Raw genomic sequence first — 25,893 nt, 5'->3', positions numbered from 1 at the left:
ACTTGACTAAAACTGTCAACTAATGAAAAACCCCTTTGTGACGAATTCTTAAACACGCTCCAGCAACGGATGACCACGCATCCAAGCCAGGCAAAGCCAGATCCCGGAAGCTTTGATATGCTGGACGAAACAAAACTCACCACCGCACAAATCCGCGCTGCACGCACTGAAAACCCACAAAGCCGCGAACGCGATTTTGCGGATAGCCTTGGAATCAGCGAGGCCGAATTTCTCGCCGCCTATACCGGTGAATTTGACAGGCAGCGCGTGACACGCATCACCGCCACACCCGATGACATTATTCAGGCCGCGAAAAAACTGGGCGAAGTCCTGGCCCTGACCCGCAACGAAAGCTGCGTCATTGAACGCGTTGGCACCTATGACGAATGGCACGACGGGCAGCATGCTTCTATGGTGCTGGGGCCGGATGTGGATCTGCGGATTTTCGGTAAATTCTGGACCCATGCCTTTGCGGTTGAAAAACCCGGCGAAAACGGCCCACGCCGCAGCCTGCAGATCTTTAGCAGCACAGGCATGGCCGTGCATAAAATCCACCTGCGCGAAGACAGCAACCATGAGGCCTGGGATGAGATCGTAGAAAACCTGAAGCTCAGCGATCAGGTCACCGACCTTGAATTCCGCACTAAAGGCGCCCCGGAAATGCCAAAAGCAGACCCGGAAAAGGCCGATAAACTGCGCGCCGAATGGGATCGGATGACCGACACACATCAGTTCGGGCGCATCGTGTCCCAACTGAAGATGAACCGTTTGGGTGCCTACCGGATCGCCGGTGCCCCCTATGTGCGCCGTGTGGAAAATGGCAGCGTGTCGAAAGCCCTTGAAGCCGTGTCAGCCAAAGACGCTGAGGTGATGATATTCGTCGGCAACCGGGGCTGTATTCAGATCCACGGCGGGCCTGCCAAAAATCTGAAACGCATGGGGCCGTGGTTCAACGTGCTGGACCCGCGCTTTGACATGCATCTGCGCGAAGATCACGTGGCCGAAGTTTATGTTGTGACCAAACCCACCAAACGCGGCCCGGCTGTTTCGCTGGAGGCCTTTGATCCTGAGGGCCGGATCATCCTGCAGATCTTCCCGGATCGCCGGACAGACGAAACCATGGTGACGCTTTGGGATGACATCGTCGGCACTCTGACCGACATGGAGGCAGACCAGTGAGGTTCCTGACAACAGCAACCCTGACCGCCGCGCTTTTCGTCCTGCCCCTGCAGGCCCAGGACAGCCACCCGGATGCAAACCGCATTGCCTCTGTCGGTGGCGCGGTCACCGAAATCATTTACGAGCTGGGCGAAGAACACCGTCTCGTCGCCCGTGACACGACCTCTGTCTATCCGCCAGCGGTGCATGAACTGCCCGATGTCGGCTATATGCGCCGACTTTCCCCGGAAGGGGTGCTGTCGGTGAACCCTGACCTTGTGCTGACCGAACCGGGTTCCGGCCCCCAGGAAACTATTGATATCCTGACAGAGGCTGGCGTGCCTTTCGTACCCGTGCCCGGGGGATATTCTGCCCAGGGTATTCTGGACCGGATCACATCTGTATCCACCGTTCTGGGCGTGCCTGAAAAAGGCGCGGAACTTGCAGAACGCATTGGCGCGGAACTGGCCACGGTCGAAGCCATGGCTGCGGCACGTGCGGGTGATGCAAAACCCCGGGTGCTGTTTGTACTGTCCATGCCGGGCGGTCGTCTGAATGTCGGCGGGCTGAACACACGTGGCGATGGCATCATCAGAATGGCCGGGGCGGAAAATGCCATTCAGGTGTTTGAAGAATACCGCACCCTGTCGGACGAAGCGATTATCGAACTCGCCCCGGATGCGATCCTGATGATGGCCCCGCGCGGGGATCACAGCACCTCCACCGAAGACATCCTGGCCCATCCCGCCGTTACCCTGACCCCGGCGGGACAAAACGCAAAAATCATCCGCATTGATGGCACGTTGCTGCTGGGTTTTGGGCCTCGCGCAGCACAGGGCGTTCAACTGCTGGCCGATGCGCTTTATGGCGGGGATGAGGGCTGACCATGTCTATGCTGACAGACGCATCCGAAGCCGTGGCCTCCCCCATTCCGCCTGTCCGGGACCGGTCCCATTCTGCGCGGCAGATGATCCTGATCCTGACCGGACTTCTTGTTGTGACCAGCTATTTCAGCCTGACAACCGGGGCGGCAGGCACATCACTGATGGATGCACTAAGCGCCCTTATTCATGGGGAAGAAATCAGCCTGCGGGACAAAGTCGTGCTGTGGGATATCCGCCTGCCGCGCCTTGCCATGGGTATTCTTGTGGGCGCGTCTCTGGCGGTCTGCGGGGCCCTGATGCAGGGGCTGTTTCGCAACCCCCTGGCTGACCCTGGCCTTGTGGGTGTGAACGCGGGCGCGGGGCTGGCAGCGGTCAGCGCGATTGTTCTTGTCGGGCATCTGCCAATGGCTATCCGCGAGGCCACGGGGTATTTCCTTGTACCCCTCGCCGCTTTCCTCGGGGGCTGGGGCACAACCCTGCTTCTGTACCGCGTGGCAACCCGGCGCGGGCAGACATCGGTTGCAACGATGCTGCTGGCGGGTATCGCGCTTGGGGCATTGTCCGGCGCGGTTGGTGGCATCCTGATTTATCAGGCCAATGATGATCAGTTGCGGGATCTGACCTTCTGGGGCATGGGATCACTGGCCGGAGCGACCTGGCTGAAGGTTCTGGTGACTGCCCCCGTGATTTTGCTGGCGATTTCTGTTGCGCCCTTTCTTGGGCGGGGGCTGAACGGCCTGTCCCTGGGCGAAGCCGCCGCGCGTCATATCGGCATCAATGTGCAGCGGGTGAAACGCCTTTCTATCCTGTCCGTTGCCGCCGCCACGGGCGCCGCTGTTGCCGCCACCGGTGGTATCGGATTTATCGGCATTGTCGTGCCCCATCTTCTGCGCCTCGCCATTGGGCCGGATCATCGTTACCTTCTGCCAAACGCCGCCCTTCTAGGGGCGATCCTTCTGCTGATCTCGGACATGATCAGCCGGGTGATCATTGCACCGGCAGAACTGCCAATCGGCATTGTCACCGCTGTGCTGGGTTCACCTGTTTTCCTCTGGATTTTGCTGCGCCGTCGTGGCGTGTTGGATATGTAAACCATGTTGAACGCTAAAAGTATCGCCCTTTCCATCGGCAAAAAGCAAATCCTGCATGGCGTTAAACTGCAGGCCGCACCCGGTCAGTTCACCACCATCATCGGTCCGAATGGCTGCGGGAAAACAACGCTTCTGCGCGCCCTGACAGGGGATCTGCCCTATCAGGGATCCGTCATGCTGAACGAACGGGATCTGCAGCAGATCCCCGTGACAGAACAGGCCGCATTGCGGGGTGTGTTGGCCCAATCCACGCCACTGGCCTTCCCTTTTACCGTGATCGAAGTCGTGCGTATGGGGCTGATGGCAGGTACGGCAGCCGCCTCGCCGTCCTTGCGCAAAACCCTGCCCTTTGACGCCCTGCGCCGGGTTGATCTGACCGGGTATGAAAACCGGTTCTACCAGGAATTGTCCGGTGGCGAACAACAACGGGTGCAACTGGCCCGGGTGTTGTGCCAGATGTGGCAGGGCACGCAGGACGGCGCACCGCGCTGGCTGTTTCTGGATGAACCCGTGTCCAGCCTTGATATCGCCCATCAGCGCGACGTGATGAAGATCGCACGCGACTTTGCAGATCAGGGCGGCGGGGTGATTGCCGTGATGCATGATCTGAACCTGACCGCGGCCTGGGCCGATCACATCGTCCTGATGCGCGCCGGTGAGGTCGTGGCCAGCGGTACCGTGCAACAGGTTTACACCAGTGAAAACCTGTCGCGCGCCTATGGTTGTCACATTGATATGTCCCGGCCACCACAACAGGGCCTGCCTTTCCTGCACCCGGCTTCCGTCGGAATATGCCAATGATGCGCGTTTCATCCGTCTGTCCCGCCCGGATCAGGATGCGGCTGCCGCACTACAGGCCCTGATTGATGAACTGGACGCCCCGGCCGCCGCAATCCCTGACCCCGGTCGCGCCCCGACGCCCCCACCGACGATTGCAGCCCGGAAGGTCTGGCCCGGGCCGTTGCGGCGCTTATGCCGGAAAATGCCATCATATCAGATGAAAGCCTGTCCTATGGGCGCGGTTTCTATCCCCATACCTTTGCCGCCCCGGCCCACGACTGGCTGGATCTGGCAGGCGGCGCAATCGGGGATGGTCTGCCCGTTGCAACCGGTGCAGCGATCGCGGGCAAAGGCGCCCGCCGTGTGATCAGCCTGCAGGCCGATGGATCCGCCATGTATTCCCTGCAATCTCTCTGGATCAAGGCCCGCGAAAAACAGCCCTGCACCAAGATCATAATCTCAAACCGCAAATATCAGATCCTGATCAGAGAATACGGCAATGTCGGCGCAACACCCGGAAAAACCGCGATGGATATGCTGGACCTGTCCAATCCGGATCTGAACTGGGTAAACCTTGCAAATGGCATGGGGGTTGAGGCCGCTGTTGCCACAAATCTGGATGAACTCTGCGATCTCATGCGCAGCAGCTTCACCAAACCCACCCTTTCCTGATCGAGCTGATTGTCTGAGGAACGCACATCATGAAACTTGCCAGAAATCTCGATAATTTCGAAATATCCGCCATTTCCCACATCTTTGCCCTGGTGCGCGATCTGCGTGCGCAAGGGCATGGGATTGTCGATCTCTGCGTGGGGGAGCCGGACTTTGACACGCCGGATTGCATCAAAGACGCCGCCGATGCCGCCGCAAGGGCGGGGGACACAAAATACACGGTGATCGACGGCACCGCTGATCTGAAACAGGCCATCTGCCGGAAACTGACCCGAGAAAATGATCTGGCGTTTGATCCGTCCGAAATCTCGGTTGGCGCCGGGGCGAAAACCGTTCTGCACACCTCGCTTTCCGTCCTGACGGATTCTGGTGACGAAGTCGTTCTGCTGACCCCTGCCTGAGGATCTTATGCGGAAATGCAGGCCAGGAAAGTGCTGGTGCGCGGTGAGGCCCGCAATGGGTTCAAAGTGATCCCGGATGCGCTGCGTGCGGCGCTGAACGACACCACAAAAGCCGTCATCCTGAACGCCCTGTCCAACCCCGCGGGCGTCACCTATAGCCGTTCGGAATACGTGTCCCAGGCCGCCGCCATTGCTGCACTGGATGGCCCGCAAGATATGCTGCGGGCGCGCAATGAAACCTACCGCGCCCGGCCCGATATGCTGGTCCAGGCCCTTTCTGACATTCCCGGTTTGCAGGTGGTAAACCCCGGAGGTGCCTTTTACCTGTATCTCGATTGCGGGGATCTTCTGGGTAAGACCCACCCGAAAGCGGGCAAGCTGAACACAAGTTTTGACATCGTCAAAGCCCTGCTGGAACATCACGGGCTGGCGGTGGTCCATGGCGCGGCCTTCTCTCACGACCCGGCCTTTCGCATTTCTTATGCAGCCTCGGACAAAACCCTGGAGAAAGCCGCCGGCATCCTTCATGATTTCACGGCAAGCCTGACCTAAACCCCTTATCGAAAGATCCACCGCAATGCTTGATCCCGAAACCCGGACACTGTTTCTGGAAACGACCCACAAGTTTGTAAACGAAACCCTGATCCCGGCGGAAACTGACGTTTCTGAAACGGATCAGATCCCGGCAGATATTGTGAAGCAGATGCAGGATCTGGGCCTGTTTGGTCTGTCCATCCCAGAGGAATTTGGTGGTCTTGGCCTCAGCATGTCGGATGAAGTTGAGGTCGCGATGATCCTTGGCCAGGCCTCCCCTGCGTTCCGGTCACTTGCGGGCACAAACATTGGCATTGGGTCGCAGGCGATCATATTCGGTGGGAGTGACGCACAACGCACGAAATATCTTCCGGATATGGCCAGCGGCGCTTTGATCGGTTCCTTCGCACTGACAGAACCAGATGTCGGATCTGATGCGGCTTCGGTCAAAACCTTCGCCCACAAGACAGATGGCGGGTATATTCTGAACGGCACAAAACGCTTTATCACCAACGCACCAGAAGCAGGCCTGTTTACCGTCATGGCCCGCACAGGTGAACCTGGCGCAAAAGGTGTTTCCTGTTTCCTTGTCGAAGCCGGCAGCACCGGGCTGTCTGTCGGGCCCTGTGACAAAAAGATGGGCCAGAGGGGCGCCCATACGGCGGATGTGATCTTTCAGGATTGCTTTGTACCGGACGACGCGCTGCTGGGGGGCCAGGAAGGCACCGGCTTCACCGCTGCGATGCGGACACTGGATAAAGGCCGCCTGCATATTTCCGCCATCTGCGCCGGGGCCGCCAGACGTCTGCTGGACGAAGCCCTGCGTTACGCCAGTGAACGTCAGCAATTCGGCAAACCCATCGCAGAATTTCAGCTGGTGCAGGCGATGCTTGCGGAAAGTCAGACAGAACTTTACGCGGCTGAATGCATGATCCGGGATGCCGCCCGGCGCAGGGATGCCGGGGAAAACACGGGCACGCTGGCGTCCTGCTGTAAACTCTACGCCAGTGAAATGGTCGGTCGTGTGGCAGATCGCGCCGTGCAGATCTTTGGCGGTGCAGGCTATATGGCGGAATATCCGATTGAACGGTTTTACCGCGATGTACGTCTGTTCCGCCTCTATGAGGGCACCAGTGAAATCCAGAAAATCATCATAGCCAAATCTATGCTGCGCAACCTGGACAGCTGAAACAATTCACAACCTGGTGGTTATTCGCGGATCTCATCCGCGGCCACGCCCCAGATCACATCCTTACGCACCCAGCCGCGATAACCATCTGCGGAAATGCGGCACCATTCCGGTTCGCATTCCATCAGCCGCGCAATCGCGCCGCCTTCAATCTGCGCATTGGCCCGGACACTGTCTGACGCGCTGGAATACATGGTTGCAAGCGGTTCCAGAACCCGCACCGTGCGTGTCCCCGACAGCAGGGAATAGTGAATCCAGCCGCCAACACCGTCCTGATCTTCCACGCGTCGCCAGTTGGAAAACTCAGCCGTGATCCGCAAAGGCATGCCGCGATGCTGAAACACCCAGTCGATCCGATGCGTCAGCCCCGGACCACGCCGGATGTTGGCCTCGGATGCTTTCATCGACACATAACGTGGAATCGGCAGGTTGGTGACCGGACCGCGCGCGTCATCGTCTTCCGCCCGGACAACACCGGAAGAAAGCATCATTGCGACCATCAGCGCCGGCAAAATCATCAAAATACGGAACATGCGACACACTGCCCTTACGAATTTTCCTCAAACGGGTGCGAAATTTTACTTCTGACCCAACGGGGTTCTTGTGCCCCGGCTTTGTATCGGTCAACTTGACAGTAACAGGTCTGGAAGAAAACCCCGGGAGGTGCCCCATGCAAAAGGAACGGTTAAGTGTTGTTGTGACGCGACGGTTGCCCGAGGCGGTGGAAACCCGCATGACAGAACTTTTCGACGTGAAATTGCGCGATGACGACACGCCGATGACCACGGATGAACTGGTTGAAGCCATGCAGAACGCCGATGTTCTGGTGCCAACCATCAACGACAAAATTGATTCTTCCCTGCTGGCCCGCGCCGGTGAGCGTCTGCGGCTGATTGCGAATTTCGGCGCCGGTGTGGATCACATTGATGTGGAGACCGCCCGTCAGCGCGGCATTCTTGTGTCAAACACCCCGGGTGTGTCTGCCGAAGACACCGCTGATATGACCATGGCCCTGCTGTTGGCCACCACCCGCCGCATTCCCGAAGGCCTGCGCGTGATGCAAAGCGGCAGCTGGGAAGGCTGGGCCCCCACCGCCCTTCTGGGCGGGCGCATTGGCGGGCGCCGTCTTGGCATTCTGGGCATGGGTCATGTCGGCCAGGCTGTGGCACGTCGCGCCCGGGCCTTTGGCATGCAGATCCACTACCACAACCGCCGCCGCCTGCATGCTGATACCGAAGCCGGGCTTGAGGCCACCTATTGGGAAAGCCTTGATCAGATGGTCGCGCGCATGGATGTGATTTCCATCAACTGCCCGCATACGCCATCAACCTTCCACCTGATGAACGCCCGTCGCCTGAAGCTGATGAAACCAGAAGCCGTGATCGTGAACACATCCCGCGGCGAAGTCATCGACGAAAACGCCCTGACCCGCATGCTGCGCACCGGTGAAATTGCGGGGGCGGGCCTTGATGTGTTTGAACATGGCCAGGATGTAAACCCCCGTCTGCGTGAACTGGATAACGTGGTTCTGCTGCCGCATATGGCATCCGCCACCGTGGAAGGCCGCCTTGAAATGGGTGAAAAGGTTCTGCTGAACATCAAAACCTTTGACGACGGCCACCGCCCGCCGGATCAGGTTGTGCCGGGCATGCTGTAAGCAATGGAAATCCGCGTCAACGACCGGATGCAGCAGGAATACAGCTATCACCTGACTGCACCGGAAGGGCGGGATTTTGCAGATGGTTTCGCACCTTATCTCAGCCCTATGAGGATGCTGGAAATGGGTGTGTTTGAAGGCAAATATCTGAACGATTGCCAGGATGAATTTCCCGCAATCTGGTTTGCGCATGCCCAAACCTCTGATCAGCCGGATGAAACCCTGAACTACTTTGGCGTCAAAAGCCGCCAGCCTCTGTCCACATGGCAGGAAAAAGGCTGGATCTACGGGCCGGATCCGCGTGGCTGGTTTCAGTGGTTCTGTCGCTATTGGCTGGGCCGCCGCCTGCCGGAAACGGATGCAATCCAGATCAGACGATGGCGCAATTTCAACCGTCACGCCGGCCAGATCCGCGCCAATTGTCAGCCCGGCGATATCTTCTGCCGCCCCCGCCAGCGCCAGGCATTGCTGCAGTGGTCTTATGATCCGCTGATTTAACCAATCAATGCGCGACAACCCCTTGGCAAAACGGGTTGCAGCGCGTATACGCCGCGTCTGAGCCAAAGGAGTCCGCCCGATGCAAGGCAGCGCAAATCTTAATGTCATGATCAAGGCCGCCCGCAAGGCAGGCCGTTCCCTCGCCAAAGACTTCCGTGAGGTTGAAAACCTCCAGGTCTCTATGAAAGGTGCCGGGGACTTCGTGTCACGCGCAGATATTGCAGCCGAAGCGATCCTGAAAGAAGAACTGATGGGCGCACGCCCGACCTACGGCTGGCTGGCCGAAGAAGGCGGCGAAGAACCTGGTCAGGATCCGACACGCCGCTGGATCGTTGATCCGCTGGATGGCACCACAAACTTCCTGCACGGCATGCCGCATTTCGCTGTTTCCATTGCGCTGGAACATAAAGGCGAAATCGTATCCGGCGTGATCTATGACCCCGCCAAAGATGAACTCTTCTTTGCAGAAAAAGGTCAGGGTGCCTGGATGAACGAAGGTCGTCTTCGTGTGTCTGGCCGCAACCGCATGATCGAAAGCGTTTTCGCAACAGGCGTGCCTTTTGGCGGTGGTCGTTACCTGCCTGCAAGCCTGCAGGATCTGGCGCGTCTGATGCCGGCCTGTGCTGGTGTGCGTCGCTGGGGCGCGGCCTCCCTTGATCTCGCCTATGTGGCCGCTGGCCGCTATGAAGGTTTCTGGGAACGTGGTCTGAAAGCCTGGGACATCGCAGCTGGCCTGATCATCGTGCGCGAAGCTGGTGGTTTTGCAGAACCGATGCGCGAAGATCAGAAGATCCTTGAGACCGGTCATGTGATTGCCTCAAATGAAGCGATCTTTGATCGTTTCGCCAAAGTGATCCGCGACCGTGACCCGGTTGAAGTGTCCGAAGACTGATCACCGCATCTCTTGCAAAAATTTACAAAGCCCGGCACAGAAGATATGTCGGGTTTTTTGTTTTCTGTTTTTGAAACCATCCTTTGAATGAGGCAATTATGCGCCAGAAATCCCAGGTTTGGGTCAGCCGGATCATGTGCGATACAACACTGATTAAGGGCATTGATCACAACACATACTTTGAAGACAAAGACGCAGCGGTCGACGCGATGCGCCGGAATAAAGCCGGGGAACCACTGCCCGCGGATCGTTTTCCGTCAGAGATGTACGCAGAATACCCGGACAAACGCCTGAAGAAGATGCCGGATATCTTTAATGCAGGCGGATATTGGGCCGTCTCCGCCGAGGTCGCGGCAGTCCTGCAACAATACAACCTCGGCCGCACGTCCCTCTATCCAACCCGCCTGTTTCAACACGACCGCAAAACGCCGGTGGAAGGCAGCTACTTCTGCCTGAATTTCGGGGAAGTGAAACCAACTGTTGTTCGAGAAAAATCTCAGGCCATCGAAGGTTCGTATTCTGGCGGCGCTCCTTACTGGCTCGACGGCGATGTCGAAGATAATCAGATTTCGATAACAGTCACTTCGGTTGCGGGAGCGGATTTATGGCTTGATAGTGAAATACGCAATACAGTTTTCCTCAGCGACGCTCTTGTGCAAGCCCTCAAAGCCGCCAAACTCACCCGCCGCTTTGGCCTGCGCACATGCGTGGTCCTGGACGAATAGCGTCCTAATAATTCCTTACGTAACCGCACGCCTGATATGCAGAACCTGTGCATAGGATGTGCATGCTTTGTGCATCACATATTCTCTTTCTTTTCAGCTTCAGTATCCCGGGGGAATCTGCGCCTGCGCAGATGGGGGCTGGCCCCCTCTCGCCCCTCAACGCCGCCGCTTCACCACCGGTATAGAACTCACATTCAGCGGCCCATAAGGTGTTTCCGGATGATCCGGATGCCCTTGATGTCTTTGCCAGAACTGCGCCCCGCCCCGTGCCAGCCAGAAAGGCAGCATAAAGACAACCCCGGCAATAAACCCGCCCACATGGGCCAACCAGGCCACACCGGAATCGCCGCCTGATAGCGTTGACCAAAGCTGCCAGGCAAACCAGACACCAAGAACCACCCAGGCGCGGAAACTGAAGATCTTAAAGAAGATAATAATCAGCAGAAGAACATCCACTTTTGCCCTTGGATACAACAACATATATCCCCCCATCACCCCTGCAATCGCACCAGAAGCACCAACAATCGGAATGTAACTTCCGGGATCCGCCAGCGTCTGGGCCAGGCCGGCAGCTATGCCCGTCGCAAGGTAAAATCCAAGGAAGGTAAGATGGCCCAGCGTGTCTTCCAGATTATCCCCGAAGATCCACAGAAACAGCATATTCCCGGCCAGATGCATAAACCCGCCATGCAGGAACTGATAGGTGATCAGCGTGTAAATCTCACCACCTGACGCCACATCCACCGGCTGCAACGCCCAGGTGTTGTAAAGCGGCACAATGGTTTTGAAGTCCTCAATATTTCCCCAATACATCAGGAAAATCAGGATGTTAAACATCATCAGCCCCCAGGTCACAAAGGGGCGGCGGCGGGACGGATTGTGGTCTCGGATCGGAATAAGCATGGGCGCACGGTTGCCCATGCGCCCCTTGCCGTCAAGCGATTATCAGCCCTCGCTGACCTCTGCCAGCAGGGCAGCGTTGCCACCTGCGGCCGTCGTATCCACGCAGACATGACGTTCAATAAGTGTGCGGCTGGCGTCCGGCAGATCACCGATCAGAGGAATAATCGCACCATCACGCGCGGCCAGAGCCTTCACGTAATCCCGCGCCTGATCCGCATCACCCCAGAAAACAGCTCCAGAGAAACCTTCAAGTGCCGCCAGATCATCCGCAGACAACCCATGCGCGATCACACCAACACCGCCACTTTCCTGAATGGCTTCAAGTTGTTGCTGCGCTGTGCGCTCCCCCGGCCCCATGCAAAGCAATGGCTCGCGTGGCGCAGTCGTCAGCTGGTTGCTTTCACCCGTCGGACCCGGCAGGGCATCAGAACTGGTGATCACGTTGATCGCCTGTGCCGTCAGCGCCGCCTGCACATCTTTCACCGCTGTCTGTGTTGCAGCGCTTTCGTCAGACATCTGGGCTTCGGTTGCATAGAAACGGTTCAGGTACATCGGGCCGCCCGCCTTAGGGCCGGTGCCGGAAAGCCCTTCGCCACCAAAGGGTTGTGACCCCACGATTGCGCCGATCTGGTTGCGGTTCACATAGATATTGCCCGCGTTCACGCGCTCCACCACATGCTGGACGCGGTCATCAATACGGGTGTGCAGGCCAAAGGTCAGGCCGTAACCCGTGGCGTTGATGTCATCAATCACATTGTCCAGATCCTGCGCCTTATAGCGGGCCACATGCAGAACCGGGCCAAAGATTTCGCGGGTCATTTCCGCGATGCCGGAAACGGACAGAACCACTGGTGCGATGTAGTTGCCGTGTTCCGGTGTGGTCAATTCATGTGTCACATGGCCCTGTTCACGGGCAGCAGCAACGTAGTCGGCGATTTCCTTACGGGCGGTTTCATCAATCACCGGGCCTGTATCAGTAGTGATCTCCCATGGATCACCCGCTGCCAGTTCATCCATCGCACCGTACAGCATCGTCAGGAAGTTATCTGCAATGTCTTCCTGAACATAAAGACAACGCAGTGCGGAGCAACGCTGACCTGCGGACTGGAAGGCGCTTTCAATCACCGCCTGAACCGCCTGTTCAGGCAGGGCTGTGCTGTCGACGATCATCGCATTCAGACCACCGGTTTCCGCGATCAGCGGTGCGGTGGGGGACATATTTTCAGCCATCGCACGACGGATGCGCAGGGCGGTGGCGGTGGACCCGGTAAAGCAAACACCGGACACTTCTGGCGCAGATGTGATCGCTGCACCAACACGGGAACCCGGGCCAGGAATATATTGCATTGCGGAACGTGGTACGCCCGCTTCATGCAGAAGCTGCACCGCGCGCCAGGCGATCAGAGGGGTCTGATCGGCGGGTTTTGCCAGCACTGCGTTGCCCGCAGCCAGGGCGGCAGAAATCTGGCCGGTGAAGATTGCCAGCGGGAAGTTCCACGGGGAAATACAGCTGAAGACGCCAGCGGCCGGGGTTGTGCGTTTTTCAGCTTCATCCGCATAGAAACGCAGGAAATCAACCGCTTCGCGCAGTTCAGCCGTCGCATCTGGCAGAGTTTTCCCGGCCTCACGTGCGAGCAGTGCGAAAAGTTCCGGGTGATGGGTTTCATACAGATTCGCCGCCTTGCGCAGGATTGCCGCGCGTTCAGACGCGGGTGCTTCCCATGGCTGTGCCGCCGCAATCGCAGCCGCGACATCTTCGTCAGAAGCCGCCGAAATTGTACCTGGTGCATCATCCGGGCTGGCCGGGTTCAGGACAGGTTTTGTGCCCTCTGTTTTTGCCTCAACCGCCAGCAGCGGCGCACCATTCCAGACAGTTTCGCGGAAAGGACTACGTGCCTGATCAAGGGCATTCAGTTCCGGTGCATGGGCCAGATCCCAGCCGCGCGAATTCACGCGATCACCAAACAGCGCATCCGGTGCTTTCAGGGACGGGTTCTGGGGCGCATCCAGATATGTTTCCACCTCTGCGAGAGGATCAGAGGCGACTTCTTCCGGGGTGACATCTTCATCCACGATCTGGTTCACAAAGGAAGAGTTCGCACCATTTTCCAGCAGGCGGCGCACAAGATAAGCCAACAGATCACGGTGCTCGCCCACAGGCGCATAGATCCGGCAACCGGTGCCCTCACCTTCCAGCACGATGTCATGCAAGCGTTCGCCCATGCCATGCAGGCGCTGGAATTCGTAATCTTCAGTGCTGCAGCCCAGGGTCTTTGCGATATCAAGAATCGCAGCGGCGGTATGGGCGTTATGGGTCGCAAACTGCGGGTAGATCACATCGGTCCGCGACAGCAGCTTGCGGGCGTTCGCGATGTAAGACAGATCGGTTGATGCCTTGCGGGTGAACACAGGAAAGCCAGCCGCACCAATTTCCTGGGCGTGTTTGACTTCTGTATCCCAGTAAGCGCCTTTCACCAGACGCACCATAATGCGGCGGTTCAGGCGTTCACAAAGCGCGGCCAGCCAGTCGATGGTCGCGCCACAACGCGGGCCATAGGCCTGAACCACCACGCCGAACCCGTCCCAGTCTTCCAGACCCGGGCCTTCCATCACGGCTTCGATCACATCCAGGGACAGCGACAGACGGTCTGCCTCTTCCGCATCGATATTGAACCCCATGCCGGCAGATTTCGCGAGCAAAGCAAGAGAACGCACGCGCGGTACAAGTTCGGACATCACACGTTCCAGCTGAGCTTCTTCATAGCGTGGATGCAGGGCGGACAGTTTTACAGAAATTCCTGGATTTGTGCGGATATTGCCGCCTTTGCAAGCGCTGGCAATCGCAGAAATCGCGCGGGAATAGGACAGGTGATAACGTTTCGCATCCGCATCAGTCCGGGCGGCTTCGCCGAGCATATCGTAAGAATAGCTGTACCCTTTTTCTTCCAGTTCACGCGCGCGTTTCATCGCAGCCTGAATGTCTTCACCCAGAACAAACTGACGTCCCATTTCCTTCATCGCACGGGATACAGCGGTGCGGATCACAGGTTCGCCCAGACGTTTGATCGCGCCGCGCAGGTGGCCGATGACACCGGGATTTTCTGCTTCGTCCAGAACCTTACCGGTCAGCATCAGCGCCCAGGTGGAAGCATTCACAAGCGACGATGACGACGCGCCAAGGTGTTTGCCCCAGTTGCTTGGTGCGATTTTATCTTCAATCAGCGCATCAATTGTATCGGCATCCGGCACACGCAGCAGGGCTTCGGCCAGACACATCAGCGCCACGCCTTCATCCGTCGACAATCCGTATTCCGCCAGGAACACTTCCATCAGGCCCGGATTGGACGAAGACCGGATCTCACTGACCAGACCAGCGGCGTGCGTTGAAATACGGGCACGATCTTCGGCCGTCAGGCCCGCGTCCTGCATAAGCAGAGCCAGCATTTCAGCTTCATCAGCATATTTGCGTTCGTCAATCACCTGACGCAGAGGGGCAAGGGAGGCGTGAGACATGGGAAACCTTCGCAGATTGTGGGTTGATTAACCTATGATACCACGCAATATGAAGTTCGAACGACTAAAACAGATGGAAACTGAAGGCGAAAGGTTCGAATTCAATGCCAGATGCCGACGAAATGAATGTGACGCTTGATTCCTTTGACCGGCGGATTCTTGATGAACTGGCGCGCGACGGGCGGATGAATGTCGCAGAACTTGCCCGGCGGATCGGACTGTCCAAATCCCCGGTCCAGGCGCGGCTGAAGAAACTGGAAGACAGTGGCATTATCCGGGGCTATCGCGCGCTTTTGGATCCGGTGCGTCTGGGGCTTGATCACATCGCTTTCGTCGAAGTCCGCCTGACCGATACCCGCGAAGCGGCGCTGAGCGCGTTTAATGATGCCGTGCTTGCGATCCCCGAAATTGAGGAATGCCATATGCTGGCGGCGAATTTTGATTACCTGTTGAAGGTGCGAGTCAAAAATATGCGCGATTACCGGCGGGTTCTGGCGGAAAAACTGTCATCCCTGCCCTATGTCGCCAATACATCCACCTATGTCGCCATGCAGGCTGTGAAAGATGAGGTCTTCTGATCTGTCCTGAATACGACACCCCTGTCGAAAACAGCTTTGCACGCCTGCCCGATCCCCTGTAACCCGGCACAGCGAAACAGGAGGCCAGCATGACAATTTCTCTCGGCGTGGATACCGGCGGAACCTATACGGATGCAGTGTTGATCCGGGATGAAAAAGAGGTCATCGCCTCAGCCAAATCCCTGACCACCCGCCATGATCTGGCCGAAGGCATTGGCCTGGCGGTCGAAACGGTTCTGAAACAGGCCGCGATTGATCCGGCTGAGATTAACCTTGCGTCCTTGTCCACCACGCTGGCCACCAATGCACTGATCGAAGGTCAGGGCGAACGGGTTGCGCTGATCCTTGCGGGTTTTCGCGAAAAGGAACTGGAACGCCATGACCTGTCCGGCGCGATGGCCGGCGATCCGGTGCTGTATCTTGCAGGTGGTCACAATTACGCAGGTGGGCAGGCGGAACCGCTTGAGGCTGACACATTGCGCAACTGGCTGGCGGAACATGGCGATCAGGTGTCTGGCTTTGCCGTGGCCGCCCAATTCGCCACCCGCAACCCGGCCCATGAACAGGAAATGACCGCTATTATTCGCGAAGTCACAGGCAAGCCCGTCAGTGCGTCGCATCATCTCAGCGCGAAACTAAATGGCCCGAAACGCGCGATCACAGCGGTTCTGAATGCCCGACTGATTGATATCATCAACCGTCTGATCGCCCGCGCCCAGATCCGTTTGAACGAACTGGGCATCTCTGCGCCCCTGATGGTTGTGCGTGGGGATGGGGCATTGATTTCTGCGGAAATGGCGCTGGAACGGCCGATTGAAACCATCCTCAGCGGGCCAGCAGCCAGCATTGTCGGCGCAAGCTGGATGACCGGGCAGAAGGACGCGCTGGTCAGTGACATCGGCGGCACCACAACCGATATCGCGCTGCTGCGCAACGGCCGCCCGACGATTGACCCCGAAGGCGCCCGTGTTGGCCCGTTCCGCACCATGGTAGAAGCCGTCGCCATGCGCACGACCGGCCTTGGTGGCGACAGCGAAGTGCATTACCGCCCATCCGGCCTGCAGGGCGGGTTGGAACTTGGCCCCTCCCGTGTCTTGCCCGTGTCCCTGATGGGGGCGGAAGCGCCGGAAATCGTGCATGAAGCCCTGGCCCGTCAAATGCGCCTGCCAAGCCTTGATGAACATCACGGACGTTTCGCACGCCTTGTGCCGGGCCTGCCGCGCAACGGGCTGGAGGCGCGTGAAATCACCCTGATGGAACGCATCGGGGATGGTGTGAAACCGCTGGATGAGGTTCTGAAAAACCGGATTGAACAAACCGCCCTGCGCCGTCTTGTGGGGCGTGGTCTTGTGCAGGTTGCCGGTGTGACCCCGTCGGATGCCAGCCACGTTCTGGGCCTGAATGACGCCTGGGATCGTGAAGCCGCCGAAATGGCGCTGGATCTGTTCCGCCGCCATGTTTCCGGATCCGGCAGCAAACTGGCCGACAGTGCGCAAGACATGGCGCAGATGATCATTGATCAACTGACCCATCAGACCAGCATCGCCCTGCTGGAAGCAGGTTTCGCGGAAGAAGGCGAAGATTTCGGTCTGCCCGCCTCAGACCTGGCCCGCCATGTTCTGATGCAGAAGGGCCTGCAAAACCACGCGGGGCTGATCCGGATCGACAGCGGCCTGAACCTGCCGGTTGTGGGGCTTGGGGCTTCTGCTGCGACGTATTATCCCAAGGTGGGCGAACTTCTGGGCTGTCCGATGGATGTGCCACAATATGCGGGGGTGGCCAATGCGATTGGCGCAGTTGTTGGCCGCATCACGATCCGGCGCAGCGGCACGGTCACCAGCCCATCTGGCGGGGCCTGTCGTGTGCACCTGGAAACCGGTCCGGAAGATTTTCCGGATCATGAACAGGCGATTGCACGTCTGGAAGAAGTTTTGCGCAAAGACGCAGCCGATGCCGCCGAAACCGCCGGGGCTGAAGGCATCCGCATCACGGTTAAACGCGATCTGAAAATCGCAAATATCGAAGGAAATGACGTGTTTATCGAGGCAGAACTGACAGTGGAGGCCTCTGGCCGTCCCCGCATTGCCGTCTGATAAATCACCGTCTGAGAATGCCAGCCCACGCATGGGCTGGCAAAATTCCGTGTCGCCGATCAGGCGTTAAAGAGGAAGTGCATCACATCGCCGTCTTTGACGATGTAGGTCTTGCCTTCCACGCGCAGCTTGCCTGCATCCTTCGCGCCTGCTTCACCGTTGTTGGCCACAAAATCATCAAAGGCGATGGTTTCAGCCCGGATAAAGCCGCGTTCAAAATCGGTGTGAATCACGCCAGCGGCCTGCGGTGCAGATGCCCCAACCGGGATGGTCCAGGCGCGGGTTTCTTTCGGGCCACAGGTGAAATAGGTCTGTAGATCCAGAAGGGAATAACCGGCACGGATCAGACGATCCAGGCCAGCTTCTGTCAGGCCCATTTCCTCAAGGAACATAGTGGCTTCTTCATCTTCCAGCTGGGAAATCTCTTCCTCAATCTGGGCAGAAATAATCACATGGGCTGCGTTTTGCTCTGCTGCCATTTTCGCCACTGCCGCAGAATATTCATTGCCTTCCGCAGCCTCAGATTCACCGACATTGCAGACATAAAGAATAGGCTTGGAGGTCAGAAGCTGAAGCATTTCCCAGGCTTTCTGATCCTCTTCGTCGATCTCAACCGTACGGGCAGGTTTGCCCTCTTCCAGCACAGCAAGTGCGGCCTTCAACAGGCGATCCTGTTGCTGGGCATCTTTGTCGCCGCCTTTCAGCTTACGCACGAGGTTCGCAAGACGCTTTTCAATGCTTTCCATATCAGCCAGCATCAGTTCGGTTTCGATCACATCTGCATCTTCAACCGGGTTCACGCGGCCATCAACGTGGGTGACGTCACCATCCTCAAAGCAACGCAGCACATGGGCGATTGCATCGGTTTCACGAATGTTGGCCAGGAACTGGTTGCCAAGGCCTTCACCCTGAGATGCCCCTTTCACAAGGCCCGCGATGTCCACAAAGGTCATGCGCGCAGGCAGGATCTGCTTGGAACCTGCGATGGCGGCCAGTTGATCAAGACGTGTGTCCGGCACAGCCACTTCGCCCACATTGGGTTCGATGGTGCAGAACGGGAAGTTCGCAGCCTGGGCGGCAGCGGTTCTGGTCAGCGCGTTAAACAGCGTTGATTTGCCGACATTCGGAAGGCCGACGATGCCCATTTTAAAGCCCATGCGTTATCTCCTGGCTGCGGTAGGACGGTTTCAGAGAAGGCTTCTAGGCCGGGAAGGCCCGCCATGCAAGGCCCGGGCGAAATCACGCAATACACGCGCGTTTTCACGGTGACGTGTGCAGTGCTTGCGCCACGGGTTTTCACACCCCAGATAGTTTCATGACAGAACGGTAATTTTACTTGTGCCCGGCCCCGCGCCGGACGTTCCCCAGAGTTTCACAAAACACAGGATAACGGGATGAAACGTCTTTTTCCCGCCGCGCTTTCTGCGGCCTCTCTATTGCTGGGTGCAGCCCAGCTTCACGCGGCTGATTTTGTTGTCGGCCTTGGTTATACAGACTTCGGCAGCAATGAACCGCCGAACACAAGGGTGCTGTCCCTGGAAGCCCACGGCGACAGTTTCCACGATCTTGGTCGGGTGGCGATCAGCCCGATGCTGGTGTTCACTGTGCATGACGGCGGTGATTATTACGCGGGGATCGGCCTATCAGGGCGGTATGATTTTCAAAGCGATTGGTTCATTGAAGGAAGCTTCGCCCCCGGGATCTATTTGCCGGACAATGACGCAACAGACCTTGGCCATCACCTTGAATTCCGCTCACTCCTGGGGGTTGGCTATCAGATCAATGATGGCAATGCGGTGTCTGTGGCTCTGACCCACCGGTCAAACGGCGGCATCGCAGATCGCAATCCCGGGGTCGACACAATCGAGTTCCGCTGGCGCAAAAGCTTTTGACGCAATCAAAGCAGCCTCATGGCGTCGCAGAACAGGGCGCGCAGTGGGGCCGTAAGATGCCGGTTTGATATTCCGGGTCATCAGTGCATTTGATATTTCCAGGCGTGCGCGCGCAGAAAAAACCTTCATGCTTTCGGAACCCGGATACAGGCTTTCTGACAGGAAATCTGCGGCCACAACCACCTGATGGCGATCAAACAACAGGTGATGCCAGGTGACCTGGAAACATGGGGCGCGCCGGACCTGATCCCCCCGCAGCAGGTGATGAGCCGCGGCAAAGACTTCATTCTGGCCAAAATACACATCGTTATATCCATGGCGCAAAAGCATCCTGTGCCTCGGAGAGACGCGGACCGGACCAGAATTCCTCAGGGTGCCAGGCGCAAATTCAACCGGCGCGTTGTCCCCCAGCCCGCAAGCCGCCTGTGACCCGACCCAGATCAGAGGCTGAAATCCGTTGTCCTGGGTCAGAACCTGATCTCCGGCCCGCAACATTTCCACAGCGCGCACACCGCAATCCGTTACAATTTGCGTTCCGCCGGTAAAGCAAGGGTCGCCGATACTGCTGAATGAAAAATTCGGGCCTTCTGCCACACTGCTGACATCCAGGGGCACTCCAAAGGGCAGAGGCGGGCCACCCGCGTCAATCAGCACAAGGCCTTCTACGGTTCCAAACGTCGGTGAACTTGTATTGAAATTCAGCGCCAGCAGCGTCCAGGTATTGGTCCCATCGGTAAGATCAATACGGTATTCGGCTTCAACCCGGATGTTGTCCGGATATGTCACACCATCAAATGTCTGCGTGCCCTCCAGTCGCTGACTGTTATCGCTGTCCCCAAAATCGCTGTCACTGTCGAAAACATCAATGCTTTCAACGCCACCCGGCGTCAGCGTCAGTGTTGCATTGCTCAGATGGCTGCCGTCACCCTGATTGATCCCGCTCAGGCTGTTTCCACCTGCGCCGGTTCCACCCGTAATGCTGACGTGGCTTGCACCAATCGCCTGAAATGTAAAAACGGGCATATTAACCTCGTTTTACTGCTCGATGTTTTTTTCTTATTAAATTTTTCATAAACACGTTTGGATTCCCACGGCAATTGAAATTCCGGAATTGGGTACAAAATTGGCGGTATTTTCATGCCGGCCCCCGTTTTTCTATGAAATCAGCCAGGACTGTGATGCGGGATTGATCTTCTCCGCAGTTTCGGGCACAGGTCATAGGCAAGAGATAAAGGACTGCCCATGACCCGTATTGATGCAAAATTCGCCGCCCTGAAAGCTGAAGGTAAGAAGGCTTTTGTTTCCTATGTGATGGCAGGTGACCCGAACTACGAACAATCGCTTGAGATCGTCAAAGGTCTGCCGGCTGCGGGTGTGGATGTGATCGAACTGGGTCTGCCCTTCACCGATCCGATGGCCGACGGCGAGACCATTCAGCTGGCCGGTCAGCGCGCGCTGGAAGGTGGCATGACCTTGCAAAAAACGCTCGACCTCGCGACAGAGTTCCGCAAGGAAGATGACACAACGCCGATTGTGCTGATGGGCTATTACAACCCGATCTATTCCCGTGGCGTCGATACGTTCCTCGCGGATGCGAAAGCAGCGGGCATTGACGGGCTGATCGTGGTGGATCTGCCACCGGAAGAAGACAGCGAACTGTGCATCCCGGCCCAGGCCGCGGGCCTGAACTTCATCCGTCTCGCCACCCCAACCACCGACGACAAACGCCTGCCAAAGGTTCTGCAGAACACCTCCGGTTTTGTGTATTACGTCTCTGTCACCGGTGTGACCGGGGCGGCCGAAGCAGAAGCAGGCGACGTAGGCCCGGAAGTGGCGCGCATCAAAGCTTCCACCGATCTGCCAGTGATCGTGGGCTTTGGCATCAACACCCCCGAGAAATCCGAAGCCATCGCATCCATTGCCGACGGCGCGGTTGTGGGGTCTGCCATCGTGAAGAAGATCGGCGAAGGCGAAAGCACCGCAGATGTGTTAGCTTTCGTGAAAACCCTGGCTGACGGCGCCCACCGCGCCTGATCTGATTGCCTCTAAAATTGATTAAACCCCACTCAGGTTGGTGGGGTTTTCTTTCTTGGTCGCATTTCGCGTCCGGTTGGATCCGCGCTCAAAAATGACTCATGCAATCCGCCGATGATCTCAGCCGTAGGCTTAAAGTCTTCATCTGTTGAAACAAGGCACCAACCAATATTCTGAACACGCTCATTTTGTTCATCGTGCAATGACGGATCATCCAATAAGTAGCATAGTGCGGAAATCATTTCGGCTTGCGAACAGCGGGCCAAATCAACAATATCGGAACGTGCTACGCCAAGCGCTAACATCCGTTCGATTGCCTGTCCCTGACCCGAAAATGGTGCATCTGGGTTTCGTCGCGCAGCCTCAACGATATTTTCGATCCAGCTATCATCGGTTTCGTCCATTACCTGTGACCAGGCTTGGCGAATGAAAAGATACCTCTGAAGCTGTGGTATATTCTCATGTACCTGAGAACTGACCCATTGTTCTGGGCTTTCTGCTCCCAGAGTACGAAAAAGTTCGGTGAGCTGTTTGCTCTCATCGGACATAAATTCATCCTTTTGAATGGAAATAGTGGCATATTTAAAGAAGTCATCTGATGCCGCAGTTGGCAATATACAACCTATAGCAGTTTTCCTAAGGTGTTTCACAGTCCTCATCGTCGCATCCCTGCGTACACCAGTTGCACCACACCCCACACTTTGGTAATCAAACCTTACCAATTCTGGAAATCCACCCCGGGGGACCAAATGCCTGTGATTACCTGTATCGATGATCTTAAGCGGCTGCATAAGAAACGTGCACCGAAGATGTTCTATGATTACGCGGAAAGCGGGTCCTGGACGGAACAGACCTTCCGCGAGAATACCTCGGACTTTGAACAGATCCGCCTGCGTCAGCGCGTGGCGGTGGATATGTCCAATCGCACCACAAAAACCCAGATGGCGGGTCAGGATGTGGCGATGCCGGTGGTGCTTGCCCCGGTTGGCCTGACGGGTATGCAATATGCCGATGGTGAGATCAAAGCTGCGAAAGCTGCCGAGAAGTTCGGCGTGCCTTTTACCCTGTCCACCATGTCGATCTGCTCAATTGAGGACGTGGCCGATAACGTCAGCCAGCCGTTCTGGTTCCAGCTTTACACGATGAACGATGATGCTTTCACCAAACAGCTGATCGACCGTGCGAAGGCTGCGGGCTGTTCGACGCTGGTGATCACGCTGGATCTGCAAACCCTCGGGCAACGTCATAAGGATCTGAAAAACGGCCTCTCCGCCCCGCCCAAACTGACTGCGAAATCTATTGCTGATCTGGCCACCCGCTGGCGCTGGGGCCTGGGCATGCTGGGCACGAAACGCCGGATGTTTGGCAATATCGTGGGCCATGTGGACGGCATCAAAGACCCTGCCGATCTGGCGGCCTGGACCGGTGACCGGTTTGACCTGACGCTTGATTGGGAAAAAGTTGCCAAAATCCGTGACTGGTGGGGCGGCAAGGTGATCCTGAAGGGGATCCTTGATGTGGAAGACGCGAAAAAGGCGGCTGAACTGGGCGTCGATGCGATTGTTGTATCAAACCACGGTGGCCGTCAGCTGGATGGCGCCTTGTCTTCCATCCGCATGCTGCGCCCGATTGTTGCGGCTGTTGGGGACAAGGTTGAAGTGCATCTCGACAGTGGTATCCGCACCGGGCAGGACATTCTGAAAGCCATTGCCATGGGTGCAAAAGGCGTGATGATTGGCCGGGCCTATATCTATGGTCTGGGTGCCATGGGCGAAGAAGGTGTGACAAAAGCGCTGGAGGTTCTGCACAAGGAAATGGATGTGTCTATGGCGCTCTGCGGGCATCGCGACATCAACAATGTCGATGAAAACATCCTGCTGGTGCCCGAAGATTTTGAGGGCCGCTGGGCCTGATCCTGCACACAGTTCACGTCCCGCTTGCCGGGGCGTGATCCGCCGCGTAAACTTATATCAACGATAAATGATAAGGTGAGCGGTATGAAAAATCTGAAAATGTTGACGGTGGGCGCGATGGCTCTGATGCTGGCGGGTTGCGCGGGGATTGAGATCCCCGATCTGCGCGGTGGATTTGGTGATCGGGAAACCCCGCAAGCCACATCGCCTGTGGTGACTGAACAGGTCGCTGAGGTCGAAGCCGCGATCCCCGAGACCAGCGACATCACCACAACCACCCTGGGCGATCCGCAGGTGGACAACACGGTTATCGACCGCAGCCCCTGCATCATCGGTGGCGATAACTCTGGCCGTCCGCACTGCCCGCAGGGGTAAAGCCTCCCCCTGGATCAAACGAAAAGAGCGGTGACACCACCGCTCTTTTTATTATCAGGCCACCGGCAGATCACTCTGCCGCGTAAAGCCCCCGCCCTTTCAACAGGGCCGTCGCATCCGGCATCCGGCCCCGGAAAGCTTTGTACAGCACATCGGCCTCCTGTGATCCGCCTGCAGACAGAATGTTCTCTTCCAGGCTTTTGGCCAACTTTGCGTCAAACGGATCGCCAGCCTCTTCAAAGGCTTCAAACGCATCCGCATCCATGACCTCTGACCACATGTAGCTGTAGTAACCGGACGAATAGCCATCCCCGGAAAACACATGGGCGAACTGCGGGGTACGGTGGCGCATTTCAATCGCCGCAGGCATGCCGATCCCTTCCAGAACCTCTGCCTGTTTCGCCATCACATCATCCGCCGGTGCACCTTCGTGGAAGGCCAGATCCACCAGCGCCGAGGCCACATATTCCACGGTGCTGAACCCCATGTCATAGGTCTGCGCCGCCAGCAGGCGATCCAGCAATTCCTTCGGCATTGCTTCGCCGGTTTCCGCATGGACCGCGTATTTTGAAAGTACCTCAGGCACGCTGAGCCAGTGTTCATACAGCTGGCTTGGCAGTTCCACAAAATCACGGGCAACAGAGGTGCCGGAAATCGCTTCATAGCGCACATCAGATAACATCTGATGCAAGGCGTGGCCAAACTCATGGAACAATGTCCGCGCATCATCAAACGACAAAAGCGCCGCAGCACCTGGGGCAGGTTTTGCGAAGTTACAGACATTCACCACATGCGGCGCGGTGTCACCGCCCAGTTTCTTCTGCGCCCGCATGGCCATACACCAGGCACCGGACCGTTTGGACCCGCGCGCAAAATAATCCCCGATAAACACCGCGATATGTTTGCCGTTGCGGGTGACCTCCCAGGCGCGCACATCTTCATGATACATCGGCACATCCAGCGGTGCGAATTCCAACCCGAACAGGCGGTTCGCACAGTCAAAGCTGGCCTCGATCATCTTTTCAAGTTGCAGGTAAGGTTTCAGCTCTGCTTCATCCAGATCATGTTCGGCCTTGCGGCGACGTTCCGAATAATGATGCCAGTCCCAGGCCTGCAGATCGCCATTGATGCCATCTTCCCGCATCATCGCTTCCAGCACCGCCTGGTCTTTCAGCGCAGCAGCGCGGGCCGGTTTCCAGACCTGCATCAAAAGATCACGCACGTTATCCGCATTGCCCGCCATTTCGGTTTCCAGCTTATAGGCCGCGAAATCTTTATACCCCAGAAGCTGCGCGCGTTCATGGCGCAGCGCCAGCGTCTCCGCCGCAATGCCCCGGTTGTCCGTCTCGCCACCATTGGCCCCACGCGCCGCCCAGGCTTTATAGGCCACTTCGCGCAAATCACGGCGGGTGGAAAATTGCAGGAACGGCACGATCAGGGACCGCGACAGGGTCACCACATGGCCATCCACATTCTGCTCTTCCGCTGCACCTTTCATGGCTTCCTTCAGGAAATCCGGCAGACCACCCAGATCATCCGCGCCCAGTTCCATGAACCATTCACGTTCGTCCGCCAGCAGGTTTTGGGTGAAATCTGTGCCAAGGATCGCAAGCCGCGCCTTCACATCTGTCAGACGATCCCGTGCATCGCCTTCCAGATCGGCACCGGAACGGATGAAATTGCGATTGTAAAGATACAGCAGGCGTTTCTGTTCATCGTCGAGAGCATTCTGATCTTCCCACAATGCCTTAATCCGCGCCCGAATATCGCGGTTCATGGTCAGTTCCGAACTGTAGGCAGAAAGCTTCGGTGCAAACTCCCGTTGCAGGGCTTCACGTGCCTCATTGCTGTCCGCGCCGGCGATGCCATAGAACGTACCCAGCACACGGCCCAGGGTCTCATCCCCCAGTTCCAGCGCCTCGATTGTATTGGCAAATGTCGGCGCATCCGGATTACCTGCAATCTCTGCAATCTTTGCGCGGCCTTCTGTCAGGGCGGCGTCAAAAGCCGGGGCGAAATGCGCATCCTCAATCTCAGCAAAGGGCGGCAGTTCAAAAGGCGTGTTCCAGGGGGCGAGAAGCGGGTTGGTCATAGAGTGATCTCCTTTGCAG

The 25,893-nt window shown here is 57.3% G+C and carries 25 protein-coding genes; 18 read left to right on the top strand and 7 right to left on the bottom strand.

The features are described from left to right. Positions 1-69: 69 nt before the first annotated feature. The 8 genes from H1D41_RS13505 (at position 70) to H1D41_RS13470 (ending at position 6,709) form a co-directional block, all read left to right on the top strand. Positions 70-1,179: a hemin-degrading factor gene (locus tag H1D41_RS13505; RefSeq protein WP_228849401.1), complete on the top strand. Its 1,110-nt coding sequence runs from the start codon at positions 70-72 to the stop codon at positions 1,177-1,179. Then, positions 1,176-2,042 (top strand): heme/hemin ABC transporter substrate-binding protein, encoded by an 867-nt coding sequence (locus H1D41_RS13500; RefSeq protein ID WP_228849400.1) that lies wholly within the window; start codon positions 1,176-1,178, stop codon positions 2,040-2,042. The genes H1D41_RS13505 and H1D41_RS13500 overlap by 4 nt, the downstream gene beginning before the upstream one ends. Positions 2,043-2,044: 2 nt before the next feature. Continuing rightward, positions 2,045-3,133 (top strand): FecCD family ABC transporter permease, encoded by a 1,089-nt coding sequence (locus tag H1D41_RS13495; RefSeq protein WP_228849399.1) that lies wholly within the window; start codon positions 2,045-2,047, stop codon positions 3,131-3,133. Positions 3,134-3,136: 3 nt separating this feature from the next. After that, positions 3,137-3,934, top strand: coding sequence for a heme ABC transporter ATP-binding protein (locus H1D41_RS13490; protein ID WP_228849398.1), 798 nt, complete (start codon positions 3,137-3,139; stop codon positions 3,932-3,934). Between the two features lie 171 nt (positions 3,935-4,105). Next, positions 4,106-4,585, top strand: coding sequence for a thiamine pyrophosphate-dependent enzyme (locus H1D41_RS13485; RefSeq protein ID WP_228849397.1), 480 nt, complete (start codon positions 4,106-4,108; stop codon positions 4,583-4,585). Between the two features lie 29 nt (positions 4,586-4,614). Then, a complete protein-coding gene (locus tag H1D41_RS13480; protein WP_228849396.1) occupies positions 4,615-4,986 on the top strand; it encodes an aminotransferase class I/II-fold pyridoxal phosphate-dependent enzyme in 372 nt (123 codons plus the stop codon). A 15-nt stretch (positions 4,987-5,001) separates the two neighbouring features. After that, positions 5,002-5,538, top strand: coding sequence for an aminotransferase class I/II-fold pyridoxal phosphate-dependent enzyme (locus tag H1D41_RS13475; protein ID WP_228849395.1), 537 nt, complete (start codon positions 5,002-5,004; stop codon positions 5,536-5,538). A 25-nt stretch (positions 5,539-5,563) separates the two neighbouring features. Then, complete coding sequence (locus H1D41_RS13470; protein ID WP_228849394.1) at positions 5,564-6,709, top strand: acyl-CoA dehydrogenase family protein; 1,146 nt, start codon at positions 5,564-5,566, stop codon at positions 6,707-6,709. 20 nt (positions 6,710-6,729) lie between these two features. On the opposite strand, the gene H1D41_RS13465 is transcribed toward H1D41_RS13470, so the two are convergent. Beyond that, the gene (locus H1D41_RS13465) at positions 6,730-7,209 is read right to left on the bottom strand and encodes an SH3 domain-containing protein (protein WP_228849458.1); all 480 of its coding nucleotides are present in this window, start codon (positions 7,207-7,209) and stop codon (positions 6,730-6,732) included. Between the two features lie 170 nt (positions 7,210-7,379). Here H1D41_RS13465 and H1D41_RS13460 point away from each other — a divergent pair, with 170 nt between their 5' ends. The 4 genes from H1D41_RS13460 to H1D41_RS13445 all read left to right on the top strand — a co-directional run bounded on the left by H1D41_RS13460 (position 7,380) and on the right by H1D41_RS13445 (position 10,481). Continuing rightward, positions 7,380-8,366, top strand: coding sequence for a 2-hydroxyacid dehydrogenase (locus H1D41_RS13460; RefSeq protein ID WP_228849393.1), 987 nt, complete (start codon positions 7,380-7,382; stop codon positions 8,364-8,366). Positions 8,367-8,369: 3 nt separating this feature from the next. After that, the gene (locus H1D41_RS13455; protein WP_228849392.1) at positions 8,370-8,864 is read left to right on the top strand and encodes a hypothetical protein; all 495 of its coding nucleotides are present in this window, start codon (positions 8,370-8,372) and stop codon (positions 8,862-8,864) included. Between the two features lie 79 nt (positions 8,865-8,943). After that, the gene (locus H1D41_RS13450; RefSeq protein ID WP_228849391.1) at positions 8,944-9,756 is read left to right on the top strand and encodes an inositol monophosphatase family protein; all 813 of its coding nucleotides are present in this window, start codon (positions 8,944-8,946) and stop codon (positions 9,754-9,756) included. 98 nt (positions 9,757-9,854) lie between these two features. After that, a complete protein-coding gene (locus tag H1D41_RS13445) occupies positions 9,855-10,481 on the top strand; it encodes an imm11 family protein (protein ID WP_228849390.1) in 627 nt (208 codons plus the stop codon). A gap of 156 nt (positions 10,482-10,637) precedes the next feature. Here H1D41_RS13445 and H1D41_RS13440 read toward each other — a convergent pair whose 3' ends face one another. Then, a complete protein-coding gene (locus H1D41_RS13440; RefSeq protein WP_228849389.1) occupies positions 10,638-11,402 on the bottom strand; it encodes a rhomboid family intramembrane serine protease in 765 nt (254 codons plus the stop codon). A 24-nt stretch (positions 11,403-11,426) separates the two neighbouring features. Continuing rightward, positions 11,427-14,897: a bifunctional proline dehydrogenase/L-glutamate gamma-semialdehyde dehydrogenase PutA gene (gene putA / locus H1D41_RS13435; protein WP_228849388.1), complete on the bottom strand. Its 3,471-nt coding sequence runs from the start codon at positions 14,895-14,897 to the stop codon at positions 11,427-11,429. Positions 14,898-15,001: 104 nt separating this feature from the next. Here putA and H1D41_RS13430 point away from each other — a divergent pair, with 104 nt between their 5' ends. Together H1D41_RS13430 and H1D41_RS13425 are read left to right on the top strand one after the other, a co-directional pair. Continuing rightward, the gene (locus tag H1D41_RS13430) at positions 15,002-15,475 is read left to right on the top strand and encodes an Lrp/AsnC family transcriptional regulator (RefSeq protein ID WP_228849387.1); all 474 of its coding nucleotides are present in this window, start codon (positions 15,002-15,004) and stop codon (positions 15,473-15,475) included. Positions 15,476-15,564: 89 nt separating this feature from the next. Continuing rightward, a complete protein-coding gene (locus H1D41_RS13425; protein ID WP_228849386.1) occupies positions 15,565-17,568 on the top strand; it encodes a hydantoinase/oxoprolinase family protein in 2,004 nt (667 codons plus the stop codon). Positions 17,569-17,627: 59 nt separating this feature from the next. Here the strand turns inward: H1D41_RS13425 and ychF are convergent, their stop codons facing one another. Continuing rightward, positions 17,628-18,725, bottom strand: a complete 1,098-nt coding sequence (gene ychF / locus H1D41_RS13420; protein ID WP_228849385.1) for a redox-regulated ATPase YchF — start codon at positions 18,723-18,725, stop codon at positions 17,628-17,630. Positions 18,726-18,962: 237 nt separating this feature from the next. On the opposite strand from ychF, the gene H1D41_RS13415 reads away from it, so the two are divergent. Then, complete coding sequence (locus H1D41_RS13415) at positions 18,963-19,460, top strand: acyloxyacyl hydrolase (protein ID WP_228849384.1); 498 nt, start codon at positions 18,963-18,965, stop codon at positions 19,458-19,460. Here the strand turns inward: H1D41_RS13415 and H1D41_RS13410 are convergent. After that, positions 19,389-20,483, bottom strand: a complete 1,095-nt coding sequence (locus H1D41_RS13410) for a Hint domain-containing protein (protein ID WP_228849383.1) — start codon at positions 20,481-20,483, stop codon at positions 19,389-19,391. The genes H1D41_RS13415 and H1D41_RS13410 overlap by 72 nt on opposite strands. A 219-nt stretch (positions 20,484-20,702) precedes the next feature. Here H1D41_RS13410 and trpA point away from each other — a divergent pair, with 219 nt between their 5' ends. Continuing rightward, positions 20,703-21,494, top strand: coding sequence for a tryptophan synthase subunit alpha (trpA, locus tag H1D41_RS13405; RefSeq protein WP_228849382.1), 792 nt, complete (start codon positions 20,703-20,705; stop codon positions 21,492-21,494). A 32-nt stretch (positions 21,495-21,526) separates the two neighbouring features. Here the strand turns inward: trpA and H1D41_RS13400 are convergent, their stop codons facing one another. Then, complete coding sequence (locus tag H1D41_RS13400; protein ID WP_228849381.1) at positions 21,527-22,153, bottom strand: hypothetical protein; 627 nt, start codon at positions 22,151-22,153, stop codon at positions 21,527-21,529. Positions 22,154-22,243: 90 nt separating this feature from the next. On the opposite strand from H1D41_RS13400, the gene H1D41_RS13395 reads away from it, so the two are divergent. Both H1D41_RS13395 and H1D41_RS13390 read left to right on the top strand, forming a co-directional pair. Then, on the top strand, positions 22,244-23,407 hold the full coding sequence (locus H1D41_RS13395) for an alpha-hydroxy acid oxidase (RefSeq protein WP_228849380.1): 1,164 nt from the start codon (positions 22,244-22,246) through the stop codon (positions 23,405-23,407). Between the two features lie 84 nt (positions 23,408-23,491). After that, positions 23,492-23,782, top strand: coding sequence for a hypothetical protein (locus H1D41_RS13390; RefSeq protein WP_228849379.1), 291 nt, complete (start codon positions 23,492-23,494; stop codon positions 23,780-23,782). 70 nt (positions 23,783-23,852) lie between these two features. Here H1D41_RS13390 and H1D41_RS13385 read toward each other — a convergent pair whose 3' ends face one another. Further along, on the bottom strand, positions 23,853-25,874 hold the full coding sequence (locus H1D41_RS13385; RefSeq protein ID WP_228849378.1) for a M3 family metallopeptidase: 2,022 nt from the start codon (positions 25,872-25,874) through the stop codon (positions 23,853-23,855). Positions 25,875-25,893: the final 19 nt, after the last annotated feature.

The sequence above is a fragment of the Halocynthiibacter styelae genome, assembly GCF_016123485.1.
GTDB lineage: Bacteria > Pseudomonadota > Alphaproteobacteria > Rhodobacterales > Rhodobacteraceae > Halocynthiibacter > Halocynthiibacter styelae.
This window is presented reverse-complemented; position numbering and strand designations above follow the sequence as displayed.